Annotated in this window: 15 protein-coding genes and 2 pseudogenes; 12 read left to right on the top strand and 5 right to left on the bottom strand. The window is 45.2% G+C overall.

Annotated elements, in window-relative coordinates; all coding sequences use genetic code 11:
• The first annotated feature begins 54 nt into the window (after positions 1–54).
• Positions 55–840 carry a RelA/SpoT domain-containing protein gene (locus L5M38_RS13835; protein ID WP_131523742.1) on the top strand — a complete coding sequence of 262 codons (786 nt, stop codon included), beginning with the start codon at positions 55–57 and terminating at the stop codon, positions 838–840.
• Between the two features lie 265 nt (positions 841–1,105).
• Here L5M38_RS13835 and L5M38_RS13830 read toward each other — a convergent pair whose 3' ends face one another.
• On the bottom strand, positions 1,106–1,996 hold the full coding sequence (locus L5M38_RS13830) for an IS982 family transposase (RefSeq protein ID WP_263167597.1): 891 nt from the start codon (positions 1,994–1,996) through the stop codon (positions 1,106–1,108).
• A gap of 225 nt (positions 1,997–2,221) precedes the next feature.
• On the bottom strand, positions 2,222–3,001 hold the full coding sequence (locus tag L5M38_RS13825) for a TOBE domain-containing protein (protein ID WP_263167599.1): 780 nt from the start codon (positions 2,999–3,001) through the stop codon (positions 2,222–2,224).
• 205 nt (positions 3,002–3,206) lie between these two features.
• Here L5M38_RS13825 and modA point away from each other — a divergent pair, with 205 nt between their 5' ends.
• From modA to L5M38_RS13805, 4 genes are all read left to right on the top strand, one after another.
• Positions 3,207–3,998, top strand: coding sequence for a molybdate ABC transporter substrate-binding protein (gene modA, locus L5M38_RS13820; RefSeq protein ID WP_263167601.1), 792 nt, complete (start codon positions 3,207–3,209; stop codon positions 3,996–3,998).
• 16 nt (positions 3,999–4,014) lie between these two features.
• Positions 4,015–4,752: a molybdate ABC transporter permease subunit gene (modB, locus tag L5M38_RS13815; RefSeq protein ID WP_263167630.1), complete on the top strand. Its 738-nt coding sequence runs from the start codon at positions 4,015–4,017 to the stop codon at positions 4,750–4,752.
• A complete protein-coding gene (gene modC, locus L5M38_RS13810; RefSeq protein WP_263179459.1) occupies positions 4,746–5,831 on the top strand; it encodes a molybdenum ABC transporter ATP-binding protein ModC in 1,086 nt (361 codons plus the stop codon). Before modB ends, modC begins: the two co-directional genes overlap by 7 nt.
• Before the next feature lie 239 nt (positions 5,832–6,070).
• Entirely contained in the window at positions 6,071–7,354 is a 1,284-nt protein-coding gene (locus tag L5M38_RS13805) for a tyrosine-type recombinase/integrase (protein ID WP_014609872.1), read from the top strand.
• 14 nt (positions 7,355–7,368) lie between these two features.
• On the opposite strand, the gene L5M38_RS13800 is transcribed toward L5M38_RS13805, so the two are convergent.
• Positions 7,369–7,596 carry a helix-turn-helix domain-containing protein gene (locus tag L5M38_RS13800; protein WP_115335460.1) on the bottom strand — a complete coding sequence of 76 codons (228 nt, stop codon included), beginning with the start codon at positions 7,594–7,596 and terminating at the stop codon, positions 7,369–7,371.
• A gap of 167 nt (positions 7,597–7,763) precedes the next feature.
• Here L5M38_RS13800 and L5M38_RS13795 point away from each other — a divergent pair, with 167 nt between their 5' ends.
• Positions 7,764–9,068: a DUF2628 domain-containing protein gene (locus L5M38_RS13795; RefSeq protein ID WP_263174495.1), complete on the top strand. Its 1,305-nt coding sequence runs from the start codon at positions 7,764–7,766 to the stop codon at positions 9,066–9,068.
• A 52-nt stretch (positions 9,069–9,120) separates the two neighbouring features.
• Positions 9,121–10,203: a DUF1566 domain-containing protein gene (locus L5M38_RS13790; protein ID WP_263174496.1), complete on the top strand. Its 1,083-nt coding sequence runs from the start codon at positions 9,121–9,123 to the stop codon at positions 10,201–10,203.
• A gap of 193 nt (positions 10,204–10,396) precedes the next feature.
• Here L5M38_RS13790 and L5M38_RS13785 read toward each other — a convergent pair whose 3' ends face one another.
• Positions 10,397–10,783 carry a winged helix-turn-helix transcriptional regulator gene (locus L5M38_RS13785; RefSeq protein WP_014609875.1) on the bottom strand — a complete coding sequence of 129 codons (387 nt, stop codon included), beginning with the start codon at positions 10,781–10,783 and terminating at the stop codon, positions 10,397–10,399.
• Between the two features lie 148 nt (positions 10,784–10,931).
• Between L5M38_RS13785 and L5M38_RS13780 the strand changes: the two genes are divergently transcribed.
• Together L5M38_RS13780 and L5M38_RS13775 are read left to right on the top strand one after the other, a co-directional pair.
• Complete coding sequence (locus tag L5M38_RS13780) at positions 10,932–11,552, top strand: glutathione S-transferase family protein (protein ID WP_014609876.1); 621 nt, start codon at positions 10,932–10,934, stop codon at positions 11,550–11,552.
• A gap of 36 nt (positions 11,553–11,588) precedes the next feature.
• Positions 11,589–11,702: pseudogene (locus L5M38_RS13775) on the top strand (IS5/IS1182 family transposase); the annotation flags it as partial.
• Positions 11,703–11,791: 89 nt separating this feature from the next.
• On the opposite strand, the pseudogene L5M38_RS13770 reads toward L5M38_RS13775, so the two are convergent.
• Positions 11,792–12,124: pseudogene (locus L5M38_RS13770) on the bottom strand (IS110 family transposase); the annotation flags it as partial.
• Positions 12,125–12,292: 168 nt separating this feature from the next.
• On the opposite strand from L5M38_RS13770, the gene L5M38_RS13765 reads away from it, so the two are divergent.
• The 3 genes from L5M38_RS13765 (at position 12,293) to L5M38_RS13755 (ending at position 13,826) form a co-directional block, all read left to right on the top strand.
• Positions 12,293–12,811 (top strand): RNA polymerase sigma factor, encoded by a 519-nt coding sequence (locus L5M38_RS13765; RefSeq protein ID WP_014609877.1) that lies wholly within the window; start codon positions 12,293–12,295, stop codon positions 12,809–12,811.
• A 26-nt stretch (positions 12,812–12,837) separates the two neighbouring features.
• Entirely contained in the window at positions 12,838–13,197 is a 360-nt protein-coding gene (locus L5M38_RS13760) for a hypothetical protein (RefSeq protein WP_263174504.1), read from the top strand.
• Between the two features lie 272 nt (positions 13,198–13,469).
• Positions 13,470–13,826 (top strand): hypothetical protein, encoded by a 357-nt coding sequence (locus tag L5M38_RS13755; RefSeq protein WP_263174506.1) that lies wholly within the window; start codon positions 13,470–13,472, stop codon positions 13,824–13,826.
• Positions 13,827–13,950: the final 124 nt, after the last annotated feature.

Here is a 13,950-nt window from a genome sequence, read left to right as displayed (position 1 = left end):
AAGCCTATGGTGGATGCGTGACCTGAATAACTCACCCATAAGGAAGTAGGCCGCATGACTAAGTTATTTCGTACCTTTTTTATTTTTCTACTCTTATTATCGAGCCGCGCTGGTGTAGCAAATCCTCTCGACATCAGTGACAGTAAAGCAGAACGTGGTAATTACAGTGCAAGACAGGCATCAAGCCATGACCTACAAGGTCTATATGCACTCAGCAGTCAGACCTTCGATGCGCCTCATCAATCCTCGAATGACTTATCCGTGCTCCATCACCAAGCCTATGATGCACAAGCTGAGCTCGCCCAATTACTCACCAAAATTGCCCATTATTCACAGGCACAAGTGATTGTTCCGCCAGTAAAGAGTTACCAAAGAGCAGCCGATAAAGTGGCCACAAAATTTAACGGTGATGCCAGCCAAATTACCGACCTTGCAAGGGCAAGTATTGTGACCGACAGCATTCAAGATCTGATGCAGGCCTACCAAACTTTGAATGAGCACACCCAAGTTGTGAAACAAAAAAACCGCTTTGCCGAACCTAAAGCCTCCGGCTATCGCGATCTCAATCTACTGGTACGCTTACCCCAATCAGGCATGATTGCTGAAGTGCAATTACACCTACAGGATATCGCTGATATCAAAAATGGTCCTGAACATAAGGTATATGAAAAAGTACAGAGGATTGAGGCCAATGCTCGTAAACAACAACGTTCACTAAGTGAGTTTGAACTCGCGCAGATTGCCCAATTACGTCAAGAATCACATAAGTTGTACCACAAGGCATGGCTTAACTATAAACGGGTTGATGAAGCCAGTTTATTAAGAGCATCAGTCGCTTAACTAAAAAGCTTCCACTCTTGCGCTGGTTATCTGTAAAGGTACCAGCGCCTTTTTTTATATTTTACAGTGCCTGAAAAACCATATTAAAAATAAGCTTAAAAAAGCACTCTCTCACATCAAAGCGCCATTTAAGTCGATACGCAAAGAACCTAAAGATAATTAGTTTCAGTAAATAGCCACTATCGCCATGGACGTCCATATGGCTTGCTTCTGTGGTACAAGAATATTGCATTCCAACGCGATTGCTATATAACCTGAGAGCGGTTTAACGAGCCATAACTGCAATCGCATTAAACTCCCCGTTAGTGAGGTTCAGTTGTGGCTTATTGTCTTTCAATTGATAGGCAATGAGTCCCGCAATCATATTCAGCATAAAACCATGCGCGTTGCAGTGTCTTGAGTGCTCTACTTGAGAGATATTTTTTAACTGGTCGTTGATGGTTTCTATGATGAAACGTCTCGACAGCATCGCTCTATCCCACAACAACATTGCCTTCGCTTTCATATTCTTACGCACGTTCGTCACCAACTTCACGCCTTTATCCAGCAATTCACTGGACAGCGCTTTACTGATATACCCTTTATCTGCATAGAGTTTATTCATGTCACTGTGCACCATCTCATTCACCGGTTTTGTGTCATGTACATTTGCAGGCGTCACTTTGGCCGCCACGATTCCGCCTTGATGATTCACAATCAAATGCAGCTTAAAGCCATAAAACCACCCCATGGTGCCTTTACCTCTGCACGCCAGTCCCGCCAAGGTTTTATGGCGATGAATACGTAGGTTATGACACACTTTGATGCTGGTTGAATCTATAAATTCAATGCCAGTGGGGTCACTCTTGAGGCTGGCAAAGTAGCTGCAAAGCGGCACTAAAGTAGTGGGCATCACCTCAAGAAAGCGGGTATAGCTGAGTAAATTAGGAAAAGCAGATTTGTAGAAATGAGCCAGATAGCCGATGTAGAAGTTCTTGAAATCACGGTGGTGGGACATCTGAAAAAGTATGATGATGGTCATCACTTCGCTCATCGTCATACGGCCAGGGCGTTGACGCTTGCGTGTACCATCGGTTAACAGCGTTTTTTCCCATTCTGGAATGAAAACAGCGCAAAAATCATCGACATCGCAAAACACTTCCACTAATTTATGCATAGGCCCTCCGGTGTGATGGGGTTTCTCTTGGTCGAAAGATCCGATCACTTGGAGGGCTATTAGTTCAACATTTCTTATCCCGAGTTCAGGTTATTTATCCATAAGTCCAAGACTTACTTTATAAATAGAGAGCCCCACCAACTCACTTTGACAACAATAACGCCAAGTTACGGGCCATCCCCAGTGAATAACCCAATGATTAATCGAATTAATTATTCAATTCGACTAATTCATGCTGGCAAGAATCACCTGCGTGGCATCAAAACAGGCGAAACATGGCTCGCCGACAGCCAACGCCTGCATTTGAGTCAGTGGCATCACTGAATAGATGATGTCTTTGCCATCAATATCTATGGCTAATTCGGCCTTATCGCCAAGTTCAGTCACGCTCAGCAAACGACCGCTTAGGCAATTTTGCCCATCCACTTCACAGACATGAGTCGTCGCCAGTACAGCGGGGGCTTTAAACAGTAACAACACAGATTTATCCAGGGCTAACTGCAAGCGTTCGCAGCTCGAATGGGTCACTGAAATCTGAATCTGTTGTCCGCCCGCTAAAGTCACGCTGATGTTATCATTTAATCCAAATGAATCAATGCTATTGATACGCCCCGTTAACTGATTGCGGGCGCTGGTGTTGAGGGAGAAATGCGCCATCACATCCAATAAACTGTGCATATCGACGGACTCATCGAGCAAGGCAGCCAAAGCCATTTCTTGTACTTGGGAGGTGATGGAATACACCTTAAGCAACCGTTCGCCAAATTCGGTGAGTTTAGCGCCGCCACCGCCTTTGCCGCCCTTTTCGCTACACACTACGGGTTCGGGCATGGCGGTGTTCATCTCATTAATCGCGTCCCACGCCGCTTTATAACTGATCCCCGCAAGCTTGGCGCCTTGGCTGATCGAGCCTGTGTTGGCGACCTGCTCAAGCAGTCTTATCCGCCTAGGATTGGCGAAGGGCTTATCCCCGAGGTAAAGCGTAAGTAATGCATGTAAATCCATCGTTTATCCCGCACCCAAGTCTGACTTGAGTCCTATTGTCCTTCATCACCTTGAGGATACCAATAAGATTGCCGAGATATTTCAGCAGATCAATACCATTAATCAGCAAGAAACCGCACACAGATCACTAATTGATTGCTTAGGGCTTGAATAATCGATGTATATATTGGTATATAACGATCACTTTTTATCACGGAGGAACACAATGAAATCCATTCACCTTAAGCAATTACTGCGTTTTACCACGGCTTCGTTATTCACAATCGTACTGACATCTAGCCCTATTTTTGCGGCAGACAATGAGCAAGTGACTGTTTTTGCAGCGGCATCGCTCACCAATGCACTTAACGAAATCGGCCAGCAATATGAAAAAGAACACAATACTAAGGTGATATTCTCCTTCGCCTCTTCCTCAACACTGGCAAAACAAGTCGCCAATGGTGCGCCAGCCGATCTGTTTGTCTCGGCGAATCAAAAGTGGATGGATTATCTGGTCGATGCTAAAGCGGTCGATGTTAACAGCCGAAAAACCTTGTTAAAAAATACCTTAGTCTTGATTGCCGAGAAAAATAGTCCCATTACAGAAGTCGTGCTCAATGGCGATTGGGATATTAAAGCCGCATTAAAAGGCAGTCGTATGGCTGTTGGCGATCCAGATCATGTGCCTGCTGGACAATATGCCAAGCAAGCCCTCGAAAACCTCAAGCTATGGCAAGCCGCTGAGCCCTTACTCGCCCGTGCTAACAATGTCCGTGCCGCCCTCGCTTTGGTTGAACAGGGTGAAGCGCCGCTTGGCATAGTGTATTCAACCGATGCGAAAGTCGCTCAAAAGATCAAAATCGTTGGCACCTTCCCAGAAACGAGTTACAGCCCAATTGAATACCCTGTCGCCTTAGTCAAACAAGAATCGACCGCAAGCGCCAAAGCGTTCAATGAGTATCTGCAGGGCCCAAGCGCAAAAAATGTGTTTGAGAAATATGGCTTTGGAGTGAATTAGGGTGCTGAGTGGTTCTTTGTTAAGCGGCTCATTTTTAAGCGGCTCTCTGCTAAGTGGCTCTCTTTTGAGCGACTATGAAATTGCCGCACTGCTGCTCAGCTTAAAGGTGTCATCCGTTGCCGTTATCGCCAGTTTACCCTTGGGTATTTTGTGCGCTTGGTTACTGGCAAGGGTCGAGTTTCCTGGCAAGGCTATATTTGACAGTGTGCTCCATCTACCACTGGTGTTACCGCCCGTGGTAGTGGGTTACCTCTTGCTGATCAGCATGGGCCGCCAAGGTTTTATCGGCCAGTGGTTATTTAATTGGTTTGGTATCAGTTTTAGCTTTAGTTGGCGCGGTGCGGCCCTCGCGGCGGCGATAGTGTCATTCCCGCTGATGGTCAGATCCATACGCCAATCCTTTGAAACCGTTGATATTCGACTCGAGCAGGCCGCACGCACTTTAGGTAGCAGTCGATGGCGAGTATTTCTCACCATCACACTGCCACTCACCTCTCCAGGGATAGTGTCAGGCATGATTATCGCCTTTGCCCGCAGCCTAGGGGAATTTGGCTCGACTATTACCTTCGTTTCTAATATCCCAGGTGAAACCCGTACGATTCCGCTCGCCATGTACTCTTTTATTGAAACTCCGGGAGCCGAATATCAGGCCATGCGTCTGTGCATTATATCGATCGTTATCGCACTCGCGTCTTTACTTGCCTCCCAATGGCTGAGTAAAAAAGCCCTGCAGAGGACGGCAAGCGTATGTTAACAATCAATATTGAAAAACGACTCGGACAACTGCAACTGAAAGTCGATACCCAATTGCCATTGCAAGGCGTGACAGCCGTTTTTGGCCGTTCGGGTGCGGGTAAGACCTCACTAGTGAACCTACTCGGTGGGCTTTCAACCCCAGATAGCGGTGAAATCCGCCTCGGCGACAAACTGCTTTATCAACAAGGCAAAGTGAACCTTCCCCCAGAGAAGCGCCAAATTGGCTATGTATTTCAAGAAGCACGACTGTTCCCGCACTATAGCGTGAAGGGCAATCTCAACTATGGTATGCGTACAGCTAACCCAGTCTTGTTCGATAGAATTGTGCAACTACTAGGGATTGAAAAACTCCTCAGTCGTTATCCCAGCACGCTATCGGGCGGTGAAAAACAACGGGTTGCCATTGGCCGTGCCCTGCTGACATCGCCCGATATGCTGTTGATGGATGAGCCGCTGGCATCACTCGATTTACCCCGTAAACGCGAGTTACTGCCCTACTTGCAAACCTTATCGCAGGAACTAAAACTGCCGATAGTGTATGTGAGCCACAGCTTAGATGAGATCTTACAACTGGCGGATTATATGCTGGTGCTGCATCAGGGGAAATTGATCGCCCAAGGGGCCTTAAGTGAAGTGTGGAATAGCGAGCAAATGCGCCCTTGGGTGCCATTGCAGGAACTCAGCTCACTCCTCAGTGCTAAGGTCGCCGACAGACATCCCGACTACCCCATGACTCGACTCGTGATGGATGATGGAAACTATTTGTGGGTAAATGGCTACCTGGCTGAAACGGCAAAGAAACTCAAAGTGCGTATTCAGGCAAATCATGTCTCGGTTTGCACTGAGCTCCCCAAAGGCTCAAGTATCCGCAACCTGCTAAAGGGAGAAATTAAAGAGTTATACCCCAGTGATAACGGCGAGCAAATCCAATTAAAAATCGCCCTAGGCCGTGATGAACTTTGGGCCAACATCACCCCTTGGGCCTGCGACGAACTGCAACTCACTCATGGCAAAGCGATTTATGCACAAATCAAAGGCGTGACTATGACGCAAATGGATATCGCCGAATCCCACTAGCTCAACCTAGAGCACAGTTCGAAAACCAAATTTCAGGCACAAAAAAAACCGACTCTAGGTCGGTTTTAGTTCCTTCATCAGAAGGATTTGGTACCAGTGGCCAGACTCGAACTGGCACGCTTTTAAGGGCGGGGGATTTTGAAAAGATAGTGCTTAAAACCACTATTATTTTTCAGTAAGTTACGGCATCATTATCGTACTTTGCAAATTCTTTGCAAAACCCACATCAGACTCTGACCATGAGCAAACAACTCGAACGACACGATATCTCAGACGAATTATACGTCTACCTGCAAGACAATAGCGAACGTTGGTACGCGCGGATTAAAGTTGCTGGCAAGTGGATTGCCAAAGCGACTAAACAAAAGGAAAAAGAGAAAGCCATAGCCATGGCTCACCGCCTACAAATGGAATTCGAGTTCATGGCTGAACGTGGCCTTTTTGTTAGCTCCAAACGTTTTCGTGATGTGGCAGATAAAGCCATTAAGGCTATGCAACAGTCTATCGACAATGGTAAGGATATCGAGAAGTACACGACTTATATGCAGGTACTTCGCAAGTATCACATCCCCTTTTTCGAACGCATTTACATCACCTCTATCGACAGCGATAAGCTACGTGAATTTGATAAATGGCGAATAGAGCAATTCGGCCGTGAGCCAGCAAAGTCGACGCTACTGAACCACAATGCCGCTATGCAGCTAGTGTTCAAAGAAGCCGTTGACCAAAAATGGATGTTAGCGGCTCAAGTGCCATCATTGTCGACTAAAGGGGCGGGCTCACAACGGCGAGCGCATTTTTCACATGAAGAATATGAAAAGGCATTCGATGCCGTATTAGCACTTGAGCAAAATAGCCGTAAGGAGAAAACCCGCCAAATTCGTGAGCTGCTCATCGATTACATGGAGTTTGCGGTCTATACAGGTATTCGACCTGGGACTGAGATGGAACATCTTACGTGGGGTGATATTCAAATGGAGTCCAAGGAACACGATGTTGTTTTTTCTATTACGGTTACCAAAGGTAAAACGGTTAAGCACACAGGCACAAGGGAAGTGATATGTCGCGATGAAATCTTTTCCAGTGTTAATGCATTACGTGACCGATTCCCGAACAGAAAGCCTTCTGACAAGCTGTTTCGCTTAGCTGATGGTTCAACCACCAATGAACTGGGTAAAGCTTTTGAAAAAGCCATATCCGAAGCAGGTTTAAAGTCATCTCCGCATGGCGTTAGAACACTTTACTCATTACGCCATACCTACATTACGTGGCAACTGATGTCAGGCAACGTCAGCATGGAAGTGTTGGCTAAACAATGCGGCACCAGCATTGCCATGATTGAACAGCACTACAGCCATGTGACACCAAAGATGTACAGCAAAGAGCTGTCAGGTGTTGACCTTGGTAAGGTTGGCCCCGTAGCAAAAGAGAAAAGCATCACTCGGAAGAGAATAATTGACACCAAGCGTTCGGCACTCTTTAAAGAGTGGCACCTCAACTACAAACAGCGAGGCTGTATTTAAGCCTTAGACAATGCCTAACCTTTTAGTGATGTTCGACTCGGTAGCAACTCATGTGGCTCACAGTCGAGCACCTCTGCAATCTTGTACAACATATCGAGCGTGATGTTCGCCTCCGCTCGTTCTATACGGCCGATATAACTGCGGTCAATCTCTGCACGTAACGCCAATTCATCTTGAGATAAGCCTCTGAGCTTTCTCATTTTGCGCATCGCATGACCAAATTCAGTCGCTAATGTTTTCATAGTGTCTCCTTCGTCACAAGGCAACCACTATGGGAATTTGCTTACCAACTAACCACGGATTATAATCCGCATTTAGTGCATATAGTCCTCATTTAAGTCCTTGAGCAAACCTGAGTTCTGCATGTCTAGCAAAGCCGATTGCTCTTCACGTATCACAAGGAAAGGTAATGAACTCCTACAACGTCATTTTTAAAGGTGAGATAGCAGAAGGAAAAGACCGCCATAAGCTGAGTCAGGCACTGGCAAAGTTTTTGAAAGTCCCCGAGGAAAAAGCACATCTACTGTTCTCGGGTAATCCGATATGCATTAAGAAAGCTCTGAGCGAAAGTGAGGCTCACGCGCTAAAAGCCAAGTTGAACGCTGTGGGTATCATCACCCACATCAAGCCCGTAGCAACTCAAGCCGTAACGTCAGCCCCTGTAGCCACCGCACCAGTTACACCAAAACAAGTAGCGAAGCCATCGATTGAAGCTAAGCCTGTTACAGCAGCCACTAAACCGACAGTGAAATCCTATGATGATTTAAGTAAAGGCTGGCAAAAGGTGTTTGCTGAATTTGACCTAAGACAAGCTGACAAGTTGGGCTATTTTGCTTCAGCAAAAAGTCCTGCACATACCTCAAGGCCTAAAAAGGAACAATTAAAGGGGCAGAATGTGGTTAACATGAATGCACTCGCATTCGTGTTTGGCACGGGGTACTACTTCGCTAAGGGCATGTGGAAGAAAGGCATTTATTTGTTTCTCATGCTAATGCTGCTGAATCTGATAATCATAGCAGTTGCATCACTCATTACTGACAAGAACCTGAGCAAGCTTCCTTTTATCATCAATTCTCTTGTCTTCGGGCTTACGGCTAATTATGACTATTACCGCTATTACAAGCTCGGTGAAACTATATGGCCTTGGATGCCAAAGTGGATGACGGGTTGGTTAGGTATCATATCCTCTGCGGTTGTTACGTTTGTTGCGTTCCTTATCGTCTTAATCATTCTCGGCATTCGTTTCGGTGAACCATTAAATATTATCTATGTAAAAGAGGGGTACCTCGAAGACTACAAGCAAACCAACATAGGTCAGGCGTTTGATAAATGGACGCCTTGCGCCAGCACGGCTTGGGTAGAGCAAGAAGCCAGCAATGGCATTACCACTGTTGTATATACCTGCAATATGAAGCTGAAACACTTCAAGCAAGTGGGTCAAAAAGCCTCTGAAGCGGTAACTGGAAAAGTCGATGAAGCCTTTATCTCTCAGGTCACACACGCATCATTGACGATTCAGTTTCTCATCAATCTCGACGATACCTTTGAAGTGAATACAGCAAAGTGGCAACTGTCATTGGGAGAAGGTAAAGAGTACACCCCGTATATCACCGCCAACAATGCCCTAGATGACATCTACAGTAACTCACTCAACAAGGCTATCGGCGAAATATTCACACCAGAAAACATCCTCCTCAATCAAGTAACGAAGTAATCATCACAACCAACCGCCTGCTTTAATCAGGACCACATAACAGGGAACACCTATGAATAAGTGCATTCACGCAAGCATCAAACTCGCCATAACGTCGATAAAGACACCGCCATCAAAGGCAAATACACTGCTTTTGAGCATAGTCGCAGCAACATTACTCGCTGGCTGTGGCGGCTCGGAAGGTGACAGCAGCGATGACAACGGACAAGTCACCCCAACGGTCTACAGCATTCCAGCAACGGCAAGCCTTGGCGGAAAAATCAGCCCAGCAATAAACTTGGTTGAATCCGGTCATGCAACGACTTTCACTGTGACACCCGATACCGGCTATCAAATCGATGATATCAGTGGTTGCGGCGGCGCATTAACCCAAAACAGCTATAAAACAGCGATCATAAATGCCCAGTGTGCAGTCACCGTATCTTTCAAACTCAGCACGTACAAAATCACCACGCAAGCAACAACCGGAGGCAAAATCAGTCCCGAGAGTATTGATGTCAGTTACAACACCAATACCAGCTTTACTATCTCAACGAACATCGGCTATCAAATTGAATCCGTCACAGGCTGTAACGGTACGCTCAATAACAATGAGTACACCACAGGCACAGTGACATCAGATTGCCAAATCAATGCCACGTTTACCAAAATTGGCGATGGTACACTTGCAGAGCGGTATATTGATAACGGCAATGGCACCATCACCGACACGCAAACCAAGCTGATGTGGATGCGCTGTAGCGTAGGACAGACATGGCAAGACGGTAGCTGTAAAGGCAGTCCTACTACTTTTATCTGGCCATATGCCATGGGAATGTCTATCTCTGATGGTAACCACACCGACTGGCGCTTACCCACAAAAGAGGAATTAAGTTCACTGATTTATTGTTCATCAGGTAAACCAAGTTATTGGAAACCAAATGATAATGTGTGTGAAGGTAACTATAAAAGCCCGACATTAGCGCAAGCAGCATTTCCACAGACACCTGACTATGCTGGCTATTGGACATCTACTGCCAGCGATAATAGCCAGTTTGGCGGCAAGTGGCTTATCCAATTCTATGATGGTCATGGTCGCTGGAATGGACCAGTCCTTTATCTATACGTCAGGATGGTGAGAGGAAAACAAAAGTAACGGATCTCACCATGAGGTAGGCATTGCAGCTCTTTACCAGCAATGCCTAACGCTTCTCATCCAAAAATTACCTTTTGAAATTAATACTTTTCTGTAAATTAAAGACTGGCAATATCAATAAAACATAGTCCTGCCACACCTTCGCCATTGAATTTAGCCCATCAAGCCTTAAACATCACACCAGCCAAACAACTTACATTTTGGCAAAGGTACTGATCATTGTTGCTCTATCCATATTGAGCAACTGAGTGACATCATTCGGAATTGCTTTTGCATAGTAATCACTGCTAAAAACCACCAGTTCGATAAGGGTGGGGACTAATTTAAAGGCCAATTCTGTCGGTGTGTAAATAAATTGCTTGGCGTTAGATGGATCTTTCTGTTTTTTTAAAAAACCATTGTTTTCTAAGCTTTTCAAGCGATCAGCAAGAATGTTAGTAGAGATATTCTCTTTGGCGGCTTTAAAGTCCTTAAAATATTGAGCACCACAGAAAACCGCATCTCTAATAACTAACAGTGACCATTTATCCCCTAAGAGGTCTAGTGCCAAGCTAATAGGGCACAAAGAACGATGTTTCATAGCTGTGACTTCGTTGCGATAGACGATGCTGGAAATGCTACCTTCATCACTTTCTTAACGCAAGTAATCTGGATAATAACCAGTAAATCACTTGCATAATGCAAGTAAAGGTAAATATCTTATCATCGTGGATTAGCGAGGGAATTTTATGATAACGATTCATCATTTAGGCGTTTCACAATCAGACCGTATCGTGTGGTTGATGGAGGAACTCGGCCTGCCTTACAACATCAAGTTTTATCAGCGTAAAGTAGAAGACAACACCGCGCCAGATGAATACTTGGCGCTTCATCCTGCTGCCACATCGCCTATCATCGAAGATGGTGAACTGACGCTGTGTGAGTCGAATGCAATTGTCGAATATCTTTGCCACAAATATGGCAACGGCCGTTTGGTAATCCCTCATACCGATGAAAACTATGCTGATTACCTGTATTGGATGCAATTTAACAGTAATACCTTGACAGTATTTATGGCTGAGTTGGCTCTTAAGGAGTCGGCGACTCTCAATAGTGCTGTGCAAAAAATTTTGTTGAGGCGACGTGAAGGCTACTATCAACACATCAATAATCACTTGAGTAAAAACCAATATTTAGCTGGAAACAGCTTTAGTTGCGCCGATATTATGTCGGTATTTGCGCTGACAACGCTGCCATTGTTTGGTGGTAGAACGGTTGACGATTTGCCACATGTGAAACGCTATTTAGCCGATATTGGCGCTAGACCTGCTTATATCAAGGCGATGAAAATCGCATGGCCTAACATTTAGTAAGGTCGCCCAATCATTGGTGACGGTTAGGGAAAACTCGGTGGACGCTTGAGTATGAGAACTTACAATGCCCAACAAGTAGGTGAAACTTACGCCAAGATCAAAGCGTTGAACACGCTAACAGGGTTAAATATGCCTGAAACTCAATAAGTTGTTTGATATTTGTTCATGTTGGAGGGCTTTTTTGCCGCTCTGAATGAGGAAACAAAGCCCCAATATGGTTTCATTGGTGTTTACGTTAATGGAACCATGTGGATATTAGGTCTGAAAACCGCTTCGCATATAGCGAGGGCATCCTTGGCATCATTCTTTTGGTTTGCAACAAATGGCTTAACATGTTGAGCAGGGAGCAGTTGCACTTGATAACCAAGTGCTTGAAATTGTCTTCCCCAGTAATGCGCCGTCCCACAGGCCTCCATAGCAATAAGGCTACCTTCGGGGAATTGTCTAATTTTATCGAGCAGCTTGTTTCTGTTAACCTTTTGGTTACTCATGACTGAGTTATCCATAAGACAAACACAAACTTGAAAAACATTTTTGGCTAAATCGATACCAATAACTTTAATATCCATGATGGAAACCTCCTGAACTATTTGTCAGCTTCAAGCTTGGCATAATACTGCAAGCTTAAGTGCTGAGGCGTCCATCACTACACTACATATCTTCTTTTTAAAGACTGATGCAATAAATGTTGATTCACAACGTCAAACAAGTATGAGTTAAGTTGAAGGATATACTACATGGCGGATGAGTCTGGGCGGTTAGCGGAAATATTCAAAAGGGAAAAGTCTCGCTTTCTGCGCTTCGTTCAGCAGCAGTTTTTTGACCGTAATGACACGGAGGCTGAGGATATTATCTCTGAGGTTACTTACAACCTGTTGCGTAGAGCTGACATTATCGGAGAAATCGAAAATCTTACAGCATACTTCTATCGCTCGTTGGCCAATCGTGTCGTCGACCATCACAGGAGGCGGATCGAGACAGTCTGGCTCGACGACCAAGAAGATGCGGCACTTGCGTTAGAGATCCCCATCGAAAGGTTTGGCCCAGAAGAAATGCTGGAGCAGCAAGAATTACGAGCTCGCCTGTTCAATGCAATTGGTCAACTCTCTCACAAGGAGAGAGAGGTATGGCTGGCAACAGAGATCGATGAACACAGCTTTTACGATCTATCCATTGAGTGGGACGAACCCATTGGAACACTTTTATCACGCAAGAGCCGAGCAACAGCTAAATTGCGTCGTTTGCTTGCAGACTAAAGAAACCTAAATATTGAGGTGTAGAAATGAAATTTGATTATGAACATACGACTAATTCAAAGTACGGACGAATTTATATGATCTTGGTACATGTGTTATTCGCTGTAGTCATGGCCGCAGTGCTCGCGCTCGTATTCGGATACTTCGTCATGCTGCTGTGGAACGCCGTTATTCCAGACCTGACAGGTACCCATGCTATCAGCTACTGCCAAAGCATCTCGCTACTGGTACTTGCCCGCATTCTCGTAGGAGGTTTTAGCCACCACGGCAGTGGACATGGACACATGAAACATCGAAAGGCAAGGCGAGATTACGAGGAATGGTGGCAGGAAGTAGGTAAAAATTCTTTTGAGAATTTTAAAGATTACAAACATCCGAAAGAATGACCTCAGATAACAGTCTTCGGCATCCATTTGCAAGATTTCATTCTCAAGTAGTAAGCACTTCAAAGAATTTTGTTATTTGTTGTTCGATTTACGTGCAGAAAATATGTTAGCCATCATCTTTCGCTGGATAATCTTGGCTCTTGATTTTCTATATGCTCCTTCCTGTTTTTGCTCAACATGTGAGGCAGCTCGTAACCGATAAAATTTATTGCAATAAATTGGCAGATGCCACGTCATTACAGTTGAGTTAACTAACCTTTAGGAAGGAAATCATGGTAGACCAAAAGATCCTCAATGCTTTTCAATTAATGTGGGGGCCGTTTCCAGAACCGGTCATGCTAGTTCATAAAGATCGGACCATTTTAGCGGTCAACGATCTTTGCCGCAGTATTGGAACGCCAATTGGCATTAAATGTTTTTCACTCAATATGGAAGAGGGGAAGACGACTTGCAAGCGATGTAAGGCGAATATGGCACTTCGCCAAGAGCGTACCATATGCTCCGAGGAAATACAGAACGACAAACGAGTCTTAGGCTATTGGATGCCCCTCAAGGAAGAAAAAGACGTCTTCGTGCATTTCGGTATAGGTTGTGCCGCAGCTATGGAATTGCAGGTAAGTCAGCAATAGGTTGCTCTATTACCTGTAAGGCTATGACAACAGTTACCCAAGCTCGGAGGTTGGAAACCAATGGATTGGGTAACTAGGACTGAAGTATCTGTAGACAGTAGCATTTGACATGGAGCTACGAGAC

This window comes from Shewanella sp. SM101 (genome assembly GCF_025654465.1).
Taxonomy (GTDB): domain Bacteria; phylum Pseudomonadota; class Gammaproteobacteria; order Enterobacterales; family Shewanellaceae; genus Shewanella; species Shewanella oncorhynchi.
Note: the sequence above shows the minus strand (reverse complement) of the source record. Positions and strands in the feature narration are given on the sequence as shown.